Annotated in this window: 13 protein-coding genes and 1 pseudogene; 5 read left to right on the top strand and 9 right to left on the bottom strand. The window is 74.9% G+C overall.

The genetic code is table 11. The features are described from left to right. Positions 1–168: 168 nt before the first annotated feature. Positions 169–765, bottom strand: a complete 597-nt coding sequence (locus J7462_RS11555) for a TetR/AcrR family transcriptional regulator (protein WP_307799482.1) — start codon at positions 763–765, stop codon at positions 169–171. A 298-nt stretch (positions 766–1,063) separates the two neighbouring features. Between J7462_RS11555 and J7462_RS11550 the strand changes: the two genes are divergently transcribed. After that, positions 1,064–2,008, top strand: coding sequence for an SDR family NAD(P)-dependent oxidoreductase (locus tag J7462_RS11550; protein ID WP_219464057.1), 945 nt, complete (start codon positions 1,064–1,066; stop codon positions 2,006–2,008). A gap of 223 nt (positions 2,009–2,231) precedes the next feature. On the opposite strand, the gene sucB is transcribed toward J7462_RS11550, so the two are convergent. Together sucB and lpdA are read right to left on the bottom strand one after the other, a co-directional pair. Next, positions 2,232–4,058, bottom strand: a complete 1,827-nt coding sequence (sucB, locus tag J7462_RS11545; RefSeq protein WP_219464056.1) for a 2-oxoglutarate dehydrogenase, E2 component, dihydrolipoamide succinyltransferase — start codon at positions 4,056–4,058, stop codon at positions 2,232–2,234. 71 nt (positions 4,059–4,129) lie between these two features. Beyond that, a complete protein-coding gene (lpdA, locus tag J7462_RS11540) occupies positions 4,130–5,557 on the bottom strand; it encodes a dihydrolipoyl dehydrogenase (RefSeq protein WP_219464055.1) in 1,428 nt (475 codons plus the stop codon). A 142-nt stretch (positions 5,558–5,699) separates the two neighbouring features. On the opposite strand from lpdA, the gene J7462_RS11535 reads away from it, so the two are divergent. Beyond that, the gene (locus J7462_RS11535; protein ID WP_219464054.1) at positions 5,700–6,029 is read left to right on the top strand and encodes a hypothetical protein; all 330 of its coding nucleotides are present in this window, start codon (positions 5,700–5,702) and stop codon (positions 6,027–6,029) included. A 105-nt stretch (positions 6,030–6,134) separates the two neighbouring features. On the opposite strand, the gene J7462_RS11530 is transcribed toward J7462_RS11535, so the two are convergent. Then, on the bottom strand, positions 6,135–7,706 hold the full coding sequence (locus J7462_RS11530; RefSeq protein WP_219464053.1) for a leucyl aminopeptidase: 1,572 nt from the start codon (positions 7,704–7,706) through the stop codon (positions 6,135–6,137). A 160-nt stretch (positions 7,707–7,866) separates the two neighbouring features. Here J7462_RS11530 and gcvT point away from each other — a divergent pair, with 160 nt between their 5' ends. Continuing rightward, a complete protein-coding gene (gene gcvT, locus J7462_RS11525; RefSeq protein WP_219464052.1) occupies positions 7,867–8,997 on the top strand; it encodes a glycine cleavage system aminomethyltransferase GcvT in 1,131 nt (376 codons plus the stop codon). 342 nt (positions 8,998–9,339) lie between these two features. On the opposite strand, the gene J7462_RS11520 is transcribed toward gcvT, so the two are convergent. The 3 genes and pseudogenes from J7462_RS11520 to J7462_RS11510 form a co-directional block, all read right to left on the bottom strand. Then, entirely contained in the window at positions 9,340–10,635 is a 1,296-nt protein-coding gene (locus tag J7462_RS11520; RefSeq protein WP_219464050.1) for a DUF2314 domain-containing protein, read from the bottom strand. 65 nt (positions 10,636–10,700) lie between these two features. Then, positions 10,701–11,474: an adenosylcobinamide-GDP ribazoletransferase gene (cobS, locus tag J7462_RS11515; RefSeq protein ID WP_308290863.1), complete on the bottom strand. Its 774-nt coding sequence runs from the start codon at positions 11,472–11,474 to the stop codon at positions 10,701–10,703. Beyond that, positions 11,464–13,643 (bottom strand): annotated as a pseudogene (locus J7462_RS11510) (bifunctional adenosylcobinamide kinase/adenosylcobinamide-phosphate guanylyltransferase). Before J7462_RS11510 ends, cobS begins: the two are co-directional and overlap by 11 nt. 169 nt (positions 13,644–13,812) lie before the next feature. On the opposite strand from J7462_RS11510, the gene J7462_RS11505 reads away from it, so the two are divergent. Together J7462_RS11505 and J7462_RS11500 are read left to right on the top strand one after the other, a co-directional pair. Next, entirely contained in the window at positions 13,813–14,013 is a 201-nt protein-coding gene (locus tag J7462_RS11505; RefSeq protein ID WP_208568741.1) for a hypothetical protein, read from the top strand. Continuing rightward, positions 14,013–14,810 (top strand): site-2 protease family protein, encoded by a 798-nt coding sequence (locus J7462_RS11500; RefSeq protein WP_208568740.1) that lies wholly within the window; start codon positions 14,013–14,015, stop codon positions 14,808–14,810. The genes J7462_RS11505 and J7462_RS11500 overlap by 1 nt, the downstream gene beginning before the upstream one ends. Positions 14,811–14,852: 42 nt before the next feature. Here the strand turns inward: J7462_RS11500 and J7462_RS11495 are convergent, their stop codons facing one another. Both J7462_RS11495 and J7462_RS11490 read right to left on the bottom strand, forming a co-directional pair. Then, positions 14,853–15,851 (bottom strand): aldo/keto reductase family protein, encoded by a 999-nt coding sequence (locus J7462_RS11495; RefSeq protein WP_219464048.1) that lies wholly within the window; start codon positions 15,849–15,851, stop codon positions 14,853–14,855. A gap of 90 nt (positions 15,852–15,941) precedes the next feature. Beyond that, on the bottom strand, positions 15,942–17,738 hold the full coding sequence (locus tag J7462_RS11490; protein WP_308290862.1) for a WG repeat-containing protein: 1,797 nt from the start codon (positions 17,736–17,738) through the stop codon (positions 15,942–15,944). Between the last annotated feature and the right edge of the window lie 2,292 nt (positions 17,739–20,030).

The following is a 20,030-nucleotide window of genomic DNA, read 5'->3' as shown; positions in this document are numbered from 1 at the left end:
CCCACCGCCGGTTGTCGACCCGGCCCACCGTCACGGGTGCCGGCCCATCGCCGTGGGTGTCGACCCGACCTGTCGTCACGGGTGCCGGTCCATCGCCGTTGGTGCCGACCCGGCCCACCGTCACGGGTGTCGGCCCTGGCCTGCCGACGGGCGTCGGCACCCGGGCCGTCAGTGTCGGCGTAGGCCGGCCAGGAGGAGATCGAGCAGGCGGCCGGCGAGGTCTCGCTGCTCGGGTCCCTGCGCCGCCAGCGACATCCCGCCCAGCCCGGCCAGCACGTCGCCGGGGTCGACGTCCGGACGGATCGTGCCGTCGGCGACGCCGGCCGCCAGCAGCCGGGTCAGCGCGGCGACCAGCAGGTCCCGGCTCTGCGCGTACGGGTTGGTGCCGGCGGCGATCACCAGGCGCAGGGCGTCGGCCATGCCCCGTTTGGTGGCCAGGTAGTCGACGAAGCGGTCCATCCAGGCCCGGGTCGCCTCGGCGGGCGGCAGTCGGGTCAGCAGGTCGTCGGCGGCGGCACAGAGCTTGGCCAGTTCGCTGCGGTAGGCGGCCTCGACCAACGCCTCCCGGGTGGGGAAGTGCCGGTAGAGGGTGCCGATGCCCACCCCGGCGTCCCGGGCGATCGACTCCAGGGTCACCTCCGGCCCCTGTCGGGAGAACGCCTTCACGGCGGTGTCGAGCAGCCGCTGCCGGTTGCGCAGCGCGTCGGCGCGCAGCGGCCGGGAACCGCGCTCCGGCACGTCGCCTCCTGAGCGGTTCTGCGACACGTCGCCTCCTGGATCTGGTGCAGTGGTGCTGACGGGTGGTGTCTCCGGCGGTCGGGTCCGCTCAGGCCCCGGTCCGGGTCTGCTCAGGTCCGGGTCTGCTCAGGTCCGGGTCCGGGTCCGGGTCCGGTCAGGGTCGGGTCTGCTCAGGGGCGGGTCTGCGCGGGGATCAGGTCCGCTCGGGGGTCGGGTGGCAAACGGAGGATCCTCCGGTTAGGCTCGGAGTTGTAACGGAGGGCCCTCCACTTCTCATCGTAGCGGTCGGGTCGTCCGGCCCGTACCGCACCGACAAGGACGGATCATGACCACCGACTCGCCAGTCCACACCCCCTTCGACGCCCGTACCACCGCCCTGGAGGTGGTCCGCGACGTCGACCTCACCGGCCGCCGTGCCGTGGTGACCGGCGGTGCCTCCGGCATCGGCGTGGAGACCGCCCGCGCCCTCGCCGCCGCCGGAGCCGACGTCACCCTGGCCGTCCGGGACCTCGACGCCGGCCAGCGGGCCGCCGGGGACATCACCGCCAGCACCGGCAACGACCGGCTGCTGGTCGCCCCGCTCGACCTCGCCGACCAGGCGTCGGTGGCCGCCTTCGTGGCCACCTGGGACGGGCCGCTGCACCTGCTGGTCGACAACGCCGGCATCATGGCCTCGCCCGAGCGGCGTACCCCCGAGGGCTGGGAGTTGCAGTTCGCCACCAACCACCTCGGGCACTTCGCCCTCGCCACCGGGCTGCACCGCGCCCTCGCCGCCGCCGACGGTGCCCGCATCGTCTCGGTCAGCTCCGCGGCGCACCTGCGGTCCCCGGTGGTCTTCGACGACATCCACTTCCGGCAGCGCCCCTACGACCCGTGGGCGGCGTACGGGCAGTCGAAGACCGCGAACGTGCTGTTCGCCGTCGAGGCGACCCGGCGCTGGGCCGACGACGGCATCCTCAGCAACGCGCTGATGCCCGGCGCGATCCACACCAACCTCCAGCGGTACGTCAGCGCCGAGGAACTGGAGCGGATGCGGGCCGCCAGCGGTGGCGGCGCGGCCACCTGGAAGACCGTCGAGCAGGGTGCCGCCACCTCCGTCCTGGTCGCCACCTCGCCGCTGCTCGACGGGATCGGTGGCCGGTACTTCGAGGACTGCCAGCAGGCCGCCCCGCACCAGCCCGGCACCCGCACCGGCGTCGCCGCGTACGCCCTCGACCCGGCCGCCGCCGAGCGGCTCTGGACGGTCTCCGAGCAGACCCTGCGCGGCTGACCCGCCGATCCGCCGGGTGCCGTGCCCCGGCCCGCCCTGCTCGGATCGAGGGGCCCGACGTGCGGTAGCCGGTCGGTGCGCCCGCCATGCCCCTCCCCGCCCCGCGCGGCCCGGCACGGCCCGGCGGGTGGTGGCCGGTCGGTCCGCCCGTGCCGGCACCTGGCGTGCTGACGACGCAGGCGCCCCGGTCGACCGACCGGGGCGCCTCCGTCGAACGCGGGTGTTACAGGCCCAACTCGGCCTCGAAGTTGCCGCCCTCCAGCCGCTCCTTGACCGCGACCAGGAAACGGGCCGCGTCGGCGCCGTCGATCAGCCGGTGGTCGTAGGACAGGGCCAGGTAGACCATCGACCGGACCGCGACGACCTCGCCGAGGTCCGGGTCGTTCACCACGACCGGACGCTTCACCACGGCACCGGTGCCGAGCATCGCCGACTGCGGCGACGGCACGATCGGGGTGTCGAAGAGCGCCCCCCGGCTGCCGGTGTTGGTCAGCGTGAAGGTCGCCCCGGCGATCTCGTCCGGGCTGATCTTGTTGGTCCGGGTGCGCTCGGCCAGGTCGGCGATCCGCTTGGCGATGCCGCCCAGGTTGAGGTCGCCCGCGCCGTGGATGACCGGCACCATCAGGCCGCGCTCGGTGTCCACCGCGATGCCCAGGTGCTCGGCGTCGGGGTAGGTGATCGTGCCCGCGTCGAGGTCCATGCTCGCGTTGACGATCGGGTACGTCTGCAACGCCTCGATGGTCGCCAGGGCGAAGAACGGCAGGAACGACAGCTTCACGCCGTGCCGCTGCTGGAACGCCTCCTTGGCCTGGGCGCGCAGCTTGGCGATCCGGGTGACGTCCACCTCGATCACCGTGGTCAGCTGCGCCATCTCGTGCAGCGACTGCTGCATCCGCTTGGCGATGGTCGCCCGGATCCGGGGCAGCTTCTCGGTGCTGCCGCGCTTGGCGCTCGGCTGCGCCTTGGCCGCCGGCTTCGCCGGAGCCTTCGCAGCCGGCTGCGCGGGGGCCGCCGGAGCGGCCTTGGCCGCCTTCGCCTTCTCCGCCGCCTCCAGCACGTCCTGCTTGCGGATCCGGCCACCGACGCCGGTGCCGGTGACCGAGGCCAGGTCGACGCCGTGCTGGCCGGCCAGCTTGCGCACCAGCGGGGTCACGTAACCGGCGGCCTCCTCGCCGCCGCCCTGGACGGGGGCGGACGGCCGGGCCGGCGTGGCGGTCGGGGCGGCCGGCTGGGCGGCCTGCTCCGCCTTCGCCGGCTGGGCCGCCGACTCGGTCTCGGCGGCCGGCTCGTTGTATCCCGCGCCCTGGGTCGGCTCGGTGACCTCGGGCTCCGGCTTCGGCTCGGCCTTCGGCGCGGGCTTGGCCTGCGCCTTCGGGGCGGGCTCCGGCTCCGGCGTCGACTCGGCCGGGGCGGCGTCCGCCGTACCGATGATCGCCAGGTCCGCGCCGACGGCGGCGGTCTCGTCCTCCGCGACCTTGATCTCCAGGACGGTGCCGGCGACCGGCGACGGGATCTCGGTGTCGACCTTGTCGGTGGAGACCTCCAGCAGCGCCTCGTCGACCTCGACGGTCTCGCCGACCTGCTTGAGCCACCGGGTGACGGTGCCCTCGGTGACGCTCTCGCCCAGCGCCGGCATCTTCACCGCGGTGCCCTCGCCCGAGGACGCCGGGGCGGCCTGCGCCGCCGGCTGCTCCTGCTCCGGCTGCTCCGGCTCCGGGCCGGTGCCCTCGGCGGCGGCCGTCGGCTCGGTGGCCGGCTCGGCCTGCTCCGGCTCGGCGGCCCCGCCGTCGTCCTGCGAGCCGGCCGACTCGCCCTCGCCGGAGATGACGGCCAGTTCGCTGCCCACCTCGGCGGTCTCGTCCTCACCGACCACGATCCGGCTCAGCACCCCCGCGGCGGGGGAGGGGATCTCGGTGTCGACCTTGTCGGTGGAGACCTCCAGCAGCGGCTCGTCGACCTCGACGGTCTCGCCCTCCTGCTTGAGCCAGCGGGTGACGGTGCCCTCGGTGACGCTCTCGCCGAGCCGAGGCATGGTGACCGATACCGGCATGTTCTGAAACTCCTTCGTGGCCTGGTGCGATCCTCGCCCGCTTGCCGCCGGCGTCGCGGAATGAGTGTGGGTCAGGCGTGCGCGTGCAGCGGCTTGCCGGCCAGGGCCAGGTGCGCCTCGCCCAGCGCCTCGTTCTGGGTCGGGTGGGCGTGCACGAGCTGCGCCACCTCCGCCGGGTAGGCCTCCCAGTTGTAGATGAGCTGCGCCTCGCCGATCAGCTCGCCGACCCGGGCACCGACCATGTGTACGCCGACCACCGGCCCGTCCTCGACGCGTACCAGCTTCACGAAACCGGCGGTCTTGAGGATCTGGCTCTTGCCGTTGCCGCCGAGGTTGTAGTTGTAGACCTTGACCTTGTCGCCGTACTGCTCCTTGGCCTTGGCCTCGCTCAGCCCCACCGACGCCAGCTCCGGGTCGGAGTAGGTGACGCGCGGGATGCCGGCCTCGTCGATCACGGCCGGGTTCAGGCCGGCGATCTCCTCGGCGACGAAGATGCCCTGGGCGAAACCCCGGTGGGCGAGCTGGAGGCCGGGCACGATGTCGCCGACCGCGTAGACGTTCGGCACGCCGGTGCGCAGCCGCTCGTCGGTCAGCACGTACCCCCGGTCGAGCTTGACGCCCTGCTCGGCGTAGCCGAGGTCGGCGGTGTTCGGGCCCCGGCCGACGGCGACCAGCAGCAGCTCGGCCTCGACGGTCTCGCCGCCGGCGATGGTCAGCTTGACGCCCTTCTCGGTCTTCTCGACCTTCTCGAAGGGCTTGCCGACCTTGAAGTTGATCTTCCGCTTGCGGAACGCCCGCTCCAGCGCCTTGGACGACTCCTCGTCCTCGGCGGCCACCAGCCGGGGCAGCGCCTCGACGATGGTGACGTCCACCCCGAAGGACTTCCACACGCTGGCGAACTCGACGCCGATCACGCCGCCGCCCAGCACGATCACCGACGCGGGCACCCGGTCCAGGGTCAGCGCGTGGTCACTGGTGATGATCCGCTCGCCGTCGACCTCCAGGCCGGGCAGGCTCTTGGCGTACGAACCGGAGGCCAGGATCACGTTGCGGCCGGTGTAGCGCTTGCCGTCCACCTCGACGACGTTCTTGCCGACCAGCTTGCCGGCACCCGCCACGAAGGTGATGTTCTTGCTGCCGCCGACCAGCCCCTGCAGGCCCTTGTAGAGGCGGGAGATCACCCCGTCCTTGTACGCGTTGACCCCGGCCATGTCGATGCCGACCAGCTCGGCCTGGACGCCGAACTGCGCCGACTCCCGGGTCTGGTCGGCGATCTCCGCCGCGTGCAGCAGCGCCTTGGTCGGGATGCAGCCGTTGTGCAGGCAGGTGCCGCCGAGCTTGCCCTTCTCGATCAGCGCGACGGAGAGGTCAAGCTGGGCGGCACGCAGCGCCGCCGCGTAGCCGCCGCTGCCACCTCCGAGAATGACGATGTCGAAGGTTGCGTCGTTCGGCTCGCTCACGTCCAACTCCCTGGTCGCTTCGCTGCATCGGGGGGTCACGGCGGGGCGGCACGGGCAGACCCCACCTCGGTCATCTTGTCACTTGCCCGTCCGGGGCGCGTACCGAGGTGCCCAACGACACGTCCCCGACACGTACTCTTGGCACCGTCCTCGACGACGGACGGGGGAGAGGAGTAGCCCGGTGGCGCTGTTCCGGCGACGCAAACCGCCGACCCCGGCCAACCGTGACCGGCCGGCCGAACGGGCTGACCTGGATCACCTGGCCAACTTCGCCCGCACCCGCCGGGGGGTCGAGGCGTTCGTCGAACCCCGGACCACGATGACCGAGACCACCGTCATCATGATCGCCGACGACGGCGAGTGGACCCGGCGGCGCATCGACGGCCCGGAGGGCGCCCGCCGCTTCGCGCACGCCCTGGGCATCCCGATCTACGACGTCCGGCTGATGGGCTACCCGCAGCGGATGCGCGACTACAACGAACGCCGCAAACGCCGACCCGAGCTGTTCTGAGTCCCGCCCGGCGCCGGCGACGTCACGCCCGACCGGCGACGCGCCCGGCCCGGGAAAACGCGGACGGGACGCCCGTGGGCGTCCCGTCGTCGTGTCGCGAATCCGTCAGCCGTTGGCGGCGACGTCCTCGACCAGCTGCACCAGGGTACGCACCGGCACACCGGTGCCGCCCTTGGTCCAGTAGCCGGTCGGCTCACCCGAGTGGTAGCCGGGGCCGGCGATGTCGATGTGCGCCCAGGCGACGTCGTCGGTGACGAACTCGCGCAGGAACACCCCGCCCTGGAGCATGTGACCGGCCCGGTCCATGCCCGCGTTGACCTGCGAGATGTCCGCCACGTCCGAGTCCATGCCCTTGCGGACGTCGTCCGGCAGCGGCATCGGCCAGGCCGGCTCGCCGACCGTGTCACCGGCCACCTTCACCCGCTCGCACAACTCGGGGGTACCCATCACCCCGGCGATCCGCTTGCCCAACGAGATCACCTGACCACCGGTGAGGGTGGACGTCTCGAACAGGTAGTCGGTGCCGTCGGCGCAGGCCCGGGCCATCGCGTCGCCGAGGATCATCCGGCCCTCGGCGTCGGTGTTGAGCACCTCGACCCGCTTGCCGTTGAACATGGTGACCACGTCACCCGGCCGGTAGCTGGTACCCGACGGCATGTTCTCCGCCATCGGCAGGTAACCGGTCACCGTCACGGACGGCTTGAGCGCGGCGATCGCCAGCATCGCCGCCCCGACGGCCGCCGCGCCGGCCATGTCGGACTTCATCTCCCACATGCCCTGCGCCGGCTTGATCGAGATACCGCCGGTGTCGAAGGTGATGCCCTTGCCGACCAGCGCGACCCGCTTGCCGTTCGTCTCACCCTGCGGGGTCCAGGTGAGCTTGACCAGGCGCGGCGGGGCCTCGGAGCCCTGCCCGACGGCGGTGATGCCACCGTACCCGCCGGCCCTCAGCTCCTGCTCGTCGAGCACCTCGACGTCGAGGCCGGCAGCGCGGGCGGCGGTGGCGACGGCGTCGGCGAAGGCCGGCGGACGCAGCTCGTTCGGCGCGGTGTTGACCCAGTCCCGGCTGGTGCGCACCGCACCGGCCACCGCGGTGGCCCGGTCGATCTCGGCCTTGGCGGTCGCGTCGGCGGCGTCCGGCACGGCGATCAGCACCTCGGCCACCGGCTCCCGCCGGGACGGCTGCGGCTTGGTCTTGTAACCGGCGAACCGGTAGCCGCCGAGCAGCGCGCCCTCGGCGACCGCGCGCAGCACGGCCGGGGCGTCGGCGTTGTCGGGCAGCGGCAGGCTCAGCGCCACCCGGGGTGCCCCGGCCAGCGCCCGGACCGCCGCGCCGGCGGCCCGGCGCAGGGTCTCCGGGGCGGGGGCGGCACCGGTCGGCTCCGGACCCAGCCCGACCGCCACGACCAGCGGTGCGGTGACGGTGCCCAGCGTGGCCAGCTTGATCACCTCGCCGGGGCCGCCGGTCGCGCCGAGCAGGGCCAGCGTCGCGGTCAGCTTGCCGTCGAAGGCGGCGGCGATACTCTCCGCGCCGTCGGCCAGCAGCAGGGTGCCGGCGGGACCGCTCGTGGCGTCCGGGCCGGTGGTCTGACTGTGTACGCCGATCACGATCGCGTCGACCGTGAGCTCGGCGGGGTCGGTGTCGACCAGGCTGAGGGTGGTGCTGGACGATGTCACTGAGCTACTCCGGGCGGGCCGGGCCGGCCGCGTCGTCGCGTACCGGCGGTGATGGTCTCCGGCGGCAACCTATCCGCCGGAGCGCGGGTGCGTCCCGCCGAACTGCCGACGGGTCCCGCCGATGCTAACCAGCGGCGCACCCACCGGTAAGTTGCCACCCATGACGGACGTGACCTCCGACGCCGCCGCGACCCGGCTGCGCCGTTCCCCGCTGCACGCGCGGCACACCGCGCTCGGTGCCAAGTTCGCCCCCTTCGGGGGTTGGGAGATGCCCCTGGAGTACGCCGGCGGCGGCGTACTCAGGGAACACGCGGCGGTCCGGACGGCGGTCGGCGTCTTCGACGTCTCGCACCTGGGCAAGGCGCGGGTCACCGGCCCCGGCGCGACGCGGTTCGTCAACTCCTGCCTGACCAACGACCTGGACCGGATCGGGGCGGGCAAGGCGCAGTACACGCTCTGCTGCGACGACGCCACCGGCGGGGTGGTCGACGACATCATCGCCTACCGGTACGCCGACGACCACGTCTTCCTCATCCCCAACGCGGCGAACACCGCCGAGGTGGTACGCCGGCTGCGCGCCGCCGCCCCGGCCGACGTCGAGGTCACCGACGAACACGACCGGTACGCCGTGCTGGCCGTACAGGGCCCCCGCTCGGCCGAGCTGCTCGACGCGCTGGGCCTGCCCACCGGGCACGACTACATGAGCTTCTCCCCGGCGACACTGGCCGGTGCCGAACTGACCGTCTGCCGTACCGGCTACACCGGTGAGCTGGGCTACGAGCTGGTGGTGCCGGCCGAACACGCCGTCGCCGTCTGGGACGCGCTCTTCGCCGCCGGGGAGCAGGTCGAGCTGCGCGCCTGCGGGCTGGGCGCCCGGGACACCCTGCGTACCGAGATGGGCTACCCGCTGCACGGGCAGGACCTCTCCCTGGACGTCACCCCCGTGCAGGGGCGCTCCGGCTGGGCCGTCGGCTGGGACAAGCCGGCCTTCTGGGGCCGCGACGCGCTGCGCGCCGAGAAGACCGCCGGCCCCCGCCGTACGCTGCGCGGCCTGGAGGCCGTCGACCGGGCCATCCCCCGCGCCGGGATGACCGTCTACGCCGGTGACGCCCCGGTCGGCACGGTCACCAGCGGCACCTTCAGCCCCACCCGCAAGCAGGGCATCGCCCTCGCCCTGCTGGACACCGCCCCGAAACTCGCCGACGGCGACCTCGTCGAGGTCGACATCCGGGGCCGCCGCGCCCAGATGCGCATCACCCGCCCCCCCTTCGTCACCCCCTCCGTCCGCTGACCCCACCCCACCGGTCCTGGCGTCGCCCCCGGGCTGGCCTCCGCCCCCGGGCTGGCCTCCGCCCCGGGCTGGCCTCCGCCCCGGGCTGGCCTCCGCCCCCGGGCTGGCCTCCGCCCCCGGGGGGCTGGCCTCGGTGATCAAGAGGTTTACGTCACGTCGGGCCGAAATCCTGACCTAAACCTCTTGATCACCCGAGGCTGGCCTCCGCGCCTCCGACCGGCCTCGGTGATCAAGAGGTTTACGTCATGTCAGGCCGAGATTTTGACCTAAACCTCTTGATCACCGGGCCGAGCCGGGGCGGGCCGAGCCGGGCCGGGGCGGGCCGGGGTGGGCCGGGTGGGGTCAGTGGGTGGGGTGGGGGCGTTCGCCGGCGTCGAGGACGGCCTGGGTCCAGCCGCCCTCGATGACCCCGGTGCCGTCGAGGACCGCCCAGTCGACGACCTCGGTGACGGCCACCTCGACCGGGGAGCCGATCCGGACGGTGGGGTCGGTGTTGGCGTCGCTGGCGCTCGCGCCGACGATCCGCTCCGGGGCGTCCCACGAGTTGACCCCGGCCCAGACGTACTCGGGGCCGTCGTCGCCGGGTAGGCCGTACTTGATCACCAGTTGGGCCTCCGGTGGCAGCCCGTCGGCGAGGAACCGGGCCCGGATGTCGTCCAACCCGGCGCGGGCGGTGGCGACGGCCCGGCTCATCGCGTCGCCCGAGCGGGCGTACCGGACGTCCGGCTCGATGCCGGAGAAGAGGGTCGCGCAGGCCGCCGCGAAGTAGCGACCGTCCGGCCCGGGGTGGCCGGGCGGCGGGCGCAGGCTGAGGAACGAGTCGGCCTCCGGGTCGGTCGCCGGGTCCAGCTCCAAGCGCAGCAGCACCGGGGCCGTCGCGCCGTGCTGCTCCGGGTTGCCGTACGCCACCGCGATGTCGTGGCCGGTCACCGTGGCCAGCACCGGCAGCTGCACGAACGCCGGCACCTCCTCGCCGGCGAGCCCGTCGGTCCAGTCCCGCAGCAGCCGGCGGGCGGCACCGGTCAGCACCGCGCCCCAGGCCCGGGTGAGGTGGTCGGGCACCCCCTGGGTCTGCAACTCCAGCAGCCCGAAGCGGCGCAACCCCTTGGTGGTGAACCACAGCCCCTCGGTGTCCGAGGAGTACGGGACCAGCACCCAGTCGACCAGCCGGATGCGGCCCTGTGCGTCCGGCAGCGACTTCAGCGCCGTCGCCGGGTCGAGGAACTGCAACCCGAACACGTCCACCACGTCACCGTCGACGGATTCGGCGACGGCGGCGGCCACCGCGCGGGCCGCCCACTCGTGCGCCGGTGGCCAACCCGGCCGGTACTCGGCCTGCACCACCACCAGGTGGCTGGCGGCGGCGAGCCGGCCCAACTGGGCCTCGGTCGCGCCGAAGGCGGTGAGCAGGTCCGGCGGCAGCTGCGGGAACTCGTCGATCGAGCGGGTGTCCACCGACATCAGCGGGCTGTCCAGCATCTGCGTGGCCAGTCCGTAGACCGGGTCGGCGAGCCGGCCCGCCAACGCCCGTACCGCGGTCTTCGGGCTCACCGGTGGCAACCCCGCCATCGGTACCAGGTAGGTCGCGCTGAGCGACTCCGGGACCGGTACGGGCAGGAAGTCGTCCGTGATGAGCAAGTCGTCCCCCGGAAGGCCGTGCCGGTGCTGTCGGGGCAAACGCTACCCGGCGCGCCGCGTCGTCCTCAGCCGGACAGCACCAAGCCCAGGTAGACCAGCGTGGTCACCACCTCCACGAGGGCCCCGAGCACGTCGCCGGTGATCCCGCCGAGGCGGCGTACCAGATGGCGGAGCAGGCCGGTGGCGACGGCGAGGGCGGCCAGCACGGCCAGCGGCCCCTGCCACGGGCGGCCCGGCACGGCCGGCACCGCCGCCAGCGCGACGACGAGGGTGCCGACGACCGGTGCGACCGGCCCGACCGTCTCGGCGACCAGCGCGCCCATCCCGTCGGGGCGGGCCGCCGGTACGCCCCGGCGGCAGGCCAGGGTGATCCCGAGTCGACCGGCGGCGGTGCCGGCGACCACCGCGGCGAGCGCCGTCGGCCAGGAGCGTCCGGCCAGCTCGGCGAGGGTCGCCGTCTGGAGCAGCAGGACGACCACCAGCGCGACCACGCCGAACGGGCCCACGTCCGGATATTTCATGATCTCCAGCGCCGCCGCCCCGCGCCGGTACGACCCCAGCGCGTCCACGGTGTCGGCCAACCCGTCCAGGTGCAGCCCCCGGGTCAGCAGGGCCGCCACTCCGACGGTCAGCCCGGCGGCGACCAGGGGTGGGGCGAGCGCGGCCAGGACCAGCAGCACCGCCCCGAGCAGCACGCCGAGCAGCACCCCGACCAGTGGGGCGAGCGCCATCGCGGTGCCCGCCGTGGCCCGGTCGATCCGGCCGGCGCGGACCGGCACGGTGGTGAGGGTGGTCAGCGCCAGTCGGAACCCGTCGCCGCGCCCCGACTCAGCCGGCACGCCGGCCGGACGGGTCGCGTTCCGGCCCGGCGTCGGTGGCGGTGGTGGTCGGGCCTGGGCCGGCCGGCACCGGCTCCGCGAACTCCGGGGTGGCGTCCGGCCCGGCGGGCCCGGCATCGGGATCGGCCACCTCGGCCCCGGCCGGCCCGGCGTCGGGGTCCGCCACCTCGGCCCCGGCCGGCCCGGCGTCGGGATCGGCCACCTCGGCCACGGCCGGCCCGGCGTCGGGGTCCGCCGCCCCGGTCGCGGCGTCGCCGGCCGGGAGGCCGGTGGCCCGGTCGGCGGTGGCCGGAGCGGTGGTGGCCCCGACCTCATCGGTCGGCGTGGCCCCGACCTCACCGGTCGGCGTGGTCGTGGCGGAGGTCGGCGTGGTCGGGGCGGCGTCGCCGGTCGGCGTGGTGCCGGTGGGCTCGTCGTCGGGGCCACCGTGGTGCGGGTGCGCGGGCAGCGACCCGGCCAGCGCCAGCACCGAGCGCAGCAGCGGCAGGGCGGCCAGCGCGTTGGCCCCCTCGCCGAGGTCGAGCCGCAGGTCCAGCAGCGGGGTCAGGCCGAGCACGTCGGCGGCGAGCCGGACCGCCGGGTGGCCGCCGTGGTCGACCAGCAGGCACCAGTGCCGGGCCTGGCCGGCCAGGTCCCGGGCGACCATGCCGGCGGCCAGCCCGACCGGCCCGTCCAGCAGCACCGGCACCCGGCGGGCGGTCGCACCGAGCAGCACACCGGCCGCCACCGCCACGTCGCCGCCGCCCAGCTCGGCCAGGATGTCCTTGGCGTCGCGGGGGAGCGACGGGTGCGGTGCAGGGCGTCCCGTACGGTCGCGCACCGCACCATCCAGGCGGCGTCGTCGATCTCGCCGTCGGCGGTGTGCACCCGACCCAGCACGGTCGGGGCCTCCGCGCCGGCCGTCGCGACGAGCACCGCCGCCGCAGCGGCCTCCGCGCCCGCGCCGCAGGCCCCCAGCACCAGCAGTCGTACGCCCGCCTCGGCGGCCTCCTCGGCCAACCGCCAGCCGTAGCGCAGCGCCGCCTCGACGGCGTCGGCGTCCAGCGCCGGCCCGTGTTCGATCGGCGCGGACGGCGGGGCGTCCACCACCTGGAGGCTGGCACCGCTCTCGGCGGCCAGCCGGGCCAACGCACCCCGGCCGGCGCGGGCCTGCCGGGCCAGTCGGGCCGACTCCCCGACCGGTGCCCCGGCCGCCGCGCCACCGGCGTGGTCGCCGTGCAGTAGCAGCACCCGGACACCGGTCCACGGCGTAGGCGTCGGCGTGCCCTGGGTGGCGGCGGCGAACTCGACCACCCGCTCCAGCACGCCCAGCCCTGCCCCCGGCAGGTCCAGGGTGCCGAGCCGCTGCACCGCCTGCGGTCCGGAGTACTCGTCGGGCATCGGCAGTTCCATGCCGGGCTGGATGACGAGCCCGGTGGCGACCACCGGCAGCGCCATGGTCGGTGCCGCCCAGCCGGTGCCGTCGGCGGTCGGTGCGGCCGGGGCCGCCGGCACGGTGGGGGTCAGCACGTCCGGCAGCGGCGGCTGCGCGCCGCCGGTCGGGTCCGCCACACCGCCGGTCGGCGCGGCCGCACCGGTGGTCGGGGTGGCCTGGGTGGGTACGTCGACCGGTCGGGCCGGGGTGGCCGGCTTGAGCCAGACCGGCTGGCCGGCGACCACCAGCGCGACGGCGTCGCAGGCGTCCGCGACGGCCCGGTTGGCGGCGCCCAGCGCATCGGTGAACGCCCGCCCCAACGGGGTGGTCGGCACCAGCGACAGCCCCACCTCCGGGCTGACCAGCACGATCCGCGCCTCGCTGGCGCGTACCGCGTCGGCCAGCTCGGTGATCGTGGCGACGTCGTCGGCCGGCTGGTGGGTCGGGTCGAGCAGCACGGTCACCCAGCCGCCCAGGTCGTCGACGAGCAGCGTCTCGTTCGGCCCGGCCGAGGCGAGCACGTCGGCGAGCCGGCGCGGGTCCTCGGCGGTCTCCTCGGTGGTCCAGCTGCCCGGCCGGCGGGCCCGGTGGGCGGCCAGTCGGGTGGCCCACTCGGTGTCGTCCGGGTCGGCGGCGGCCGACGTCGCCACATACCGCACCGTGGGGGCTTCGGCCACCAGGGACTCGGCGAACTCCGACTTGCCCGAACGGATACCGCCGAGCACCAGGACCGTGTTCCACCCGTCAACGGACATGCCCGTACCTTAAGGCCGCCCGACCCGGCCCCGCCCGCCGGCCCGGGCCCGTCACGCTGCGCGGAACCCGGCAGCCAGGGGGCGTGCGTCCGGTGCGCTCCGCACCGGCCGACTACGCTTGCGGGGGTCCGTCCCCCGGGGACGGTTGAGCGGCGAGGGGAGACGCGGCATGGCGTGGAGCTGGCGGTACGAGGGCACGGACGGCGCACCGGTCGACGGGCCGGCGGAGACGTTCAGCAGCCAGGCGGACGCCGAGTCCTGGATCGGTCAGACCTGGCGGGAGCTCGCGACGTCCGGCGTCACCTCGGTCACGCTCGTCGAGGACGATCGGGTGGACTACCGGATGAGCCTGCTGCCGACGGCGGAGTGATGGGGTACGACCGCCCGGGGGGCGAGCCGCTGGTGCTCGGTGTGCCCCGGGCGGCGTTCCGGCCCAGCCCGATCTTCCTGGCCCTGGTGGCGCTCTTCGTCACCAGTGGCGTGTTGGTCTGGAACGGGGTGGGCAACGTCCGGTTCGACGTGTTCCTCTTCGTCGTCTCCGGCTGGCTGGTCTCGCTGTGCCTGCACGAGTACGCGCACGCGGTGGTCGCCTACCGGGCCGGTGACCGGGACATCGCCCACCGGGGCTACCTGACGTTGAACCCGCTCAAGTACACCCACCCGCTGCTGTCGATCGTGCTGCCGGTGGTGGTGGTGCTGCTCGGCGGCATCGGCCTGCCCGGTGGGGCGGTGTGGGTCGACCGGCACGCCATCCCGGGGCGGTTGCGGCACACCCTGGTCAGCCTCGCCGGCCCGGCCACCAACGTGCTGTTCACCCTGCTGCTGGTGGTGGTGCTGCGGGTGGGCATCGACGCGGGCGGCCCGATCGAGTTCTGGGCCGGGGTGGCGCTGCTGGCGTTCCTCCAGCTCACCGCGAGCGTGCTGAACCTGCTCCCGGTGCCCGGCCTGGACGGCGGCAACATGATCCAGCCGTGGCTCAACCCGCAGTGGCGCCGGATGTACGACATGTTCGCGCCGTTCGGCTTCATCCTGCTCTTCGCCCTGCTGTGGAACCCGCGCATCGGCAACTGGTTCTTCACCGCCGTCTTCTGGCTGAGCGACCTGCTGGGCCTGCCGCCGTGGCTCTACAGCACCGCGCTGTCCCTGATCCGCTTCTGGCAGACCTGATCCCATCCCACCCCAGACGGGGTGGGATGGGACCGGCGCCGGTCAGGGGCGCTGGGCCGGGCTCTCGGTCTTGGCCGGGTCCCGCTCGGTGACCGGGGCGACGATCTCGTCGATGGCCTTGAGCAGGTCGGCCTCCAGGGTCACCCCGGCCGCCTTGACGTTGTCGTGCACCTGGTCGGGGCGGGACGCGCCGATGATCGCCGAGGCGACGTTGCGGTTCTGGAGCACCCAGGCGACGGCGAGCTGCGGCATGGTCAGCCCGGCCTGCTCGGCGAGCGGCTTGAGCTGCTGCACCCGGGTCAGCACCTCGTCGCCCAGCCACTGCGCGATGAAGTTGGCACCGGACTTCTCGTCGGTGGCCCGGGAACCGGCCGGCGGCGGCTGGCCCGGCAGGTACTTGCCGGACAGCACCCCCTGGGCCATCGGCGACCAGACGATCTGGGAGATGCCCAGCTCCTCGCTGGCGGGCACCACCTCGGCCTCGATGACCCGCCACAGCATCGAGTACTGCGGCTGGTTGGACACCAGCGGGATGCGCAGTTCCCGGGCGAGGGCGTGCGCCTCGCGCAGCTGTGACGCCTTCCACTCCGACACACCGATGTAATGCGCCTTGCCGGCACGTACGACGTCGGCGAACGCCTCCATCGTCTCCTCCAGCGGCGTGCTGTAGTCGTACCGGTGGGCCTGGTAGAGGTCCACGTGGTCGGTCTGGAGGCGGCGTAGCGAACCGTTGATCGACTCCATGATGTGCTTGCGGGACAGGCCACGGTCGTTGCGGCCGGGGCCGGTCGGCCAGTAGACCTTGGTGAAGATCTCCAACCCCTCCCGGCGCTCCCCGGCGAGGGCCTTGCCGAGCACCGTCTCGGCGCGCGTGCCGGCGTAGACGTCGGCGGTGTCGAAGGTGGTGATGCCGTTGTCCAGGGCGGCCCGGACACACGCCAGCGCCGCCTCCTCCTCGACCTGGGAACCGTGGGTGATCCAGTTGCCGTACGAGATCTCACTGACCATGAGGCCCGAACGGCCAAGGTGTCGGAATTCCATCCTGCGACCCTAGCCCCGACCGGCCCCGGGCACCCGCCGACGCGGTCGGGCATCAGAGCACCCGGTGGGCGTCGGTGCACCGGATGGGTGTCAGAGCACCGGGTGGGTGTCGGCGAGCAGCCTGTCGATCTCCGCCACCACCGTGTCCCAGTCGGGGTGCACCGGGGGGATCAGCGGTTCGCCCCGCCGGTCCAACGCCCCCCAGTGGCTCATCCCGTCGCCGACCAGGAACGCCACCGGATGGATCACCAACGCCGGGTGCACCGGCCGGACCAGCACCGCGCCGGTGCGGTCGAGCACGCCCCGGCGGCCGGCCAGCTCCACCACGACCAGCCCCTCGTCGGTGAAGCCGTCGAGCCGGCGACCGTCGGACAGCATCGTGTCGAGCCCGTGGTAGCGCGGGGGGACGACCAGTCGACCGTGCCGGTCCACCGCCCCCCAGCCGCCCCGCCGTACGGCCGCCACCCCGGCCCGGAACGGTCGTACCTCCTCGAAACCCGCCGGCACCACCACCGTGCCGTCGGGCTCGATCGCCGACCAGTCCGCGTCGCCGCCCTGCGACACCCAGGCCAGGCCGTCGGAGAAGGCCAGCACCCGGGCGTACGCGGTGTCGAGCCGGGTGACGCCCGACTCGTCGATCAGCTCCCAGCCGGCCTGGTCGGGGCGGCGTACCCAGGCCAGCCGCTCGTGGAACGGCTGCGCCTCGGCGTAGCGGTAGTCGACGACGAGGTCACCGTCGGTGTCCGCGTACCCCCAGCGGCCCCGGCCGTCCTGGGTGGGCCGCGGGGACCGGCGGCCGTGCCGCACCTCGTCACGGCTGCGTGGGTACGGCCCGAACCCCTCCCGGGCCACCGCCCGCGCGTACACCGCGTCCAGCGCCACCCCGATCCGCTCGGTCAGCTCCGGATCGTCGGCCCGGTGCAGGTCGAGGGCCCGCTCGAAGTGCCCGCACGCCTCGATCAACCGGCCCTGGTCATAGCAGCACCGGCCGGCGTGCTCGTGCAGGGCCGACCGCAGCCGGTCCGGCAGCTCCGTCGAGTTGGCCTCGGCGAAGAGCCGGTCGGCCTCGGCGAACTCACCCTTCCAGCGCAGCGCCTCGGCCAGCCGCGCCCGGGCCAGCGCGGTACGCCGCAGTTCACCGGTCGCCTCGGCGTAGGTCAGCGCGAGCCGGCCGTCGGCCACCGCGTCGGCGAGGTCGCCGACCAGCCGGGAGAGCACCGCCCGGAGACTGAGCAGCCGGGCCCGGGCCCGGTTGTCCAGGGCCGAGGCGAGCTTCTCGGTCAACCGGCGGCGGATGAGTCGTAGTTCGGTCGGGTCGTCGACCACCTCGCGCAGGGTCTGCGGGTCCAGCTGCCACCGGTAGCCGGCCAGCGCCTGCTCCGGATCGCCCTGGGGCAGGTGCGTCGACGCGGCCTGCCGGGCAGCAGCGGCACCGCCCGTGGCCGGGACCAGCTCGGGTGTCGCAGCCTGTTCGGCAGTGCCGGACCGGTCCGTGGTCGAGGTCTGCCCGGTGGTCGAGGTCTGCCCGGTGGTCGTGGCCCCTTCGGGAGCCGTGTTCCGTTCCGTGCTGGTGGTCGGGTCCGTGGTCGTGGCTCGCCCCGGAGCCGGGGGCCGGTCCGGAGATGACGTCCGGTCCAGGCCGCCGACCACCGTCGCCGCCAGGCTGGTGGTCTCCGGCTGGACCCCGGTAGCGGTCTGCTGGACCCCGGTGGTGTCCTGCTGGACCCCGGTGGTGTCCGGTCGGGTCCCGGTGGTGGCCGGCTCCGGTGTGCCACCGGCCGGCCCGACGGCGTCGGCCACTGCGTCGGTGGCGGGCGCGGCGGTTGCCCGTGCGAGGTCGCCCGGCGGAACTCCGGCGGCGGTCGGCGCTGCCGTGGCGTTCGACACCCCGCGCTGGTCAGTGCCGGGGTGTCGACCGGTGCTGTGGTGCCGGCGCGTGGCGTGGTGCCGGTCCGTGCCGGGGTACCGGGCGGTGGCGTGGTGCCCGGCGGTGCTGTGGTGTCGCGCGATGGCGGGGTATCGGTCGGCGCTGTCGGGCGGGGCGGTGTTGCGGTGCCCGGCGGTGGCGTGGTGCCCGGCGGCGTTGAGGTGTCGGGCACCGTTGCGGTGTCGGGCGGCGTGGGAGCGGCGGTCGCCGCCGCGGCGGCACTCACGCCCGTGGCTTTACCGGTGGCCGGATCGTCGTCGGCCGGTCCGGTTTCGTCCGTGCCGGTGCCGTCCGTGACAGGGGCGGTCGGGCGGGAGCCGGCAACCGTGCCGGGGCCGGCCGTGCCGGGGTCAGTTGACGGAGGCAGCCCGGTTCCACCCGGGGGGCCGGCGACGGGGGACGGGGCGTCCCGACCGGCGGTCGGCAGGGGACCACGGTCGGGACCGGGTCGGGTGCCGGAGGTGCCGGAACTGGGCGCCAGGTCCACCGACCCCGTTTCGCGCTCGGCGAGCCCGTGGGCGGCCGACCCCGTTTCTCGGTCGACGACGGTCGGCCGCCCACGGGTGTCGGCGGCGTCGGCTACCGGGGTCTCCGGCCGGTCCTCGGCGGGAGGGGGAGCGATGGGCGGGGTCGGCCGGGGAGCGGCGTCGGGGGCCGGCGACCGGGGGCCCGGACCTCCGTGCCCTCCGCCCGTGACACGTCCGAGGGGGGTGGGGTGGAGGCCGGTCGACCGGTGCGCGGTGCCGGCGGCTCGACCGTGGCGGGCGCAGCGCCGGCCGACGCGGTCGGCCTGTGCGACACGGTCGGGCCGGGCGGCGTGGGCGTCGGGCCGGATGGCGTAGGCGTCGGGCCGGATGGCGTGGGCGTCGGGCCGGGCGGTGTTGTGGTTGGGCCGGGCGGTGTGGTCGGGCTGGACGGTGCGGGCGTGGTTGGTGCGGAGGCCGAGCGGCCGGGTTGGAACCAGGCTGCGGGACCCCCGGACGTGGTACGGGCAGCGGTGTCCCGGTGGTCGGTCGGGTCGGGTTCCGGCGTCGGTGGGACGTACCGGCGTGGTCGGTCCGGGGTGATCTCCAGAGCGGTCCGGTCGGTTGCGGAGCCAGCCGTGGCCGCCGCCGGGGTCCGCCCGGGAACGGCCCGGTCGGTGCCGGACCCCGTGGTGGGCCGGTCGGCCGGCGGGGTGGCCGGCGTGGGCTGGCGGAACTCGAGGTGCAACCGGGCGGCCGGCGGCGCCGAGACCGGGGCGGTCTCGTCCGGGTCGGGCGCGGGCGACCACCGGTCGGTGCGGCGCTGCCGGGTCGGCAGGTCGGCCGGCGGTACGGGCGTGCCCGGCGGCGCCGGGTCGGGCCGCCCGACGCCCGGGTTGGTGGCGTCGGCGTCGCCCGGGCGGGCAGTGGCGGGGTGCTCGCCGGGCTGCGCCGGGGGCGGGCCGGGACGGGGACCCCACGGGCCGGACGGGGCAGGCGGGGCGGGGGCCGGGTCGCCTCCGCCGGGTGGCGTTCCGGCCGGGAGTACGGCTGCCGGACGTCGCGACCGTGCTCCGCTTCCCGGGCGGGGCGCAGCGGCTCCGCCCGGTCGGTGCCGGAGGTGTTCCACGGCTCGCGGGGTGGTGTGACCACCTCGCGGGAGCGTAGGTCGGGGTACGACTCGCTGCGCACGGCCGCCTCGCGTGGGTCCGGCGACCGGCGCTCGTCGGGCCCGCGCGGGTGCTGCCAACGCTCCTCGGGAATGGCGGCCATCGCCCCTCGGCCGCCGTCGGGCGGGCGGTGCCGTGGGGCGTCCCCGGGCAGGCGGTACCGCTGGTCGTCGTGGCTGTGCGCGGCGGGTCGTCCGTCGTCGTCCCGGCGGGGGGACCGCTGCGGGTCGTCGTCGCGGAACCGGGGTGGCAGGTCCCGTCCGGTCGGTGCCGGCCGGGCCGGGAGAGGTTCGTACCCACCGGTGGTGCGGTGCTGCGCGCCGTTGCCGGCCCGCTGGTCGGGCTCGGCGAAGTCCTCGGCGGTCAGCCGGTCGTAGTCGTGTGTGTCGTCGGTGGTGCGACGGTCGGCGCTGGGGCGTTCCCCGGTGACCCGGCGGCGGGGTGGGTTCTGCGTCGGGGCGGCCCCCCAGCCCGGTTCGGTGGACCGGTCGGGCCGGGCACCGTGGGGCGGCTCGTGGCGGGGGGCGGGGGATACCGGCGGGCGGCCGGGGGAGACCGGCGTGACACCGGGGGCGGTGCGGTCCTGGCGGGGCGGGGCGTCGTGCCGGCCGGTGTCGTC

The sequence above is a fragment of the Micromonospora sp. RL09-050-HVF-A genome (genome assembly GCF_019374995.1).
GTDB classification, from domain to species: domain Bacteria; phylum Actinomycetota; class Actinomycetes; order Mycobacteriales; family Micromonosporaceae; genus Micromonospora; species Micromonospora antibiotica.
The sequence above is the reverse complement of the archived record's forward strand: the minus strand, read 5'-3'. Positions and strand labels throughout refer to the sequence as shown.

Excerpts from the sequence above, each read along its gene's own strand:
- J7462_RS11550 (WP_219464057.1), top strand. The coding sequence starts at position 1,064 with ATGACCACCGACTCGCCAGTCCACACCCCCTTCGACGCCCGTACCACC.
- sucB (WP_219464056.1), bottom strand. The coding sequence starts at position 4,058 with ATGCCGGTATCGGTCACCATGCCTCGGCTCGGCGAGAGCGTCACCGAG.
- gcvT (WP_219464052.1), top strand. The coding sequence starts at position 7,867 with ATGACGGACGTGACCTCCGACGCCGCCGCGACCCGGCTGCGCCGTTCC.
- J7462_RS11505 (WP_208568741.1), top strand. The coding sequence starts at position 13,813 with ATGGCGTGGAGCTGGCGGTACGAGGGCACGGACGGCGCACCGGTCGAC.
- J7462_RS11500 (WP_208568740.1), top strand. The coding sequence starts at position 14,013 with ATGGGGTACGACCGCCCGGGGGGCGAGCCGCTGGTGCTCGGTGTGCCC.
- J7462_RS11495 (WP_219464048.1), bottom strand. The coding sequence starts at position 15,851 with ATGGAATTCCGACACCTTGGCCGTTCGGGCCTCATGGTCAGTGAGATC.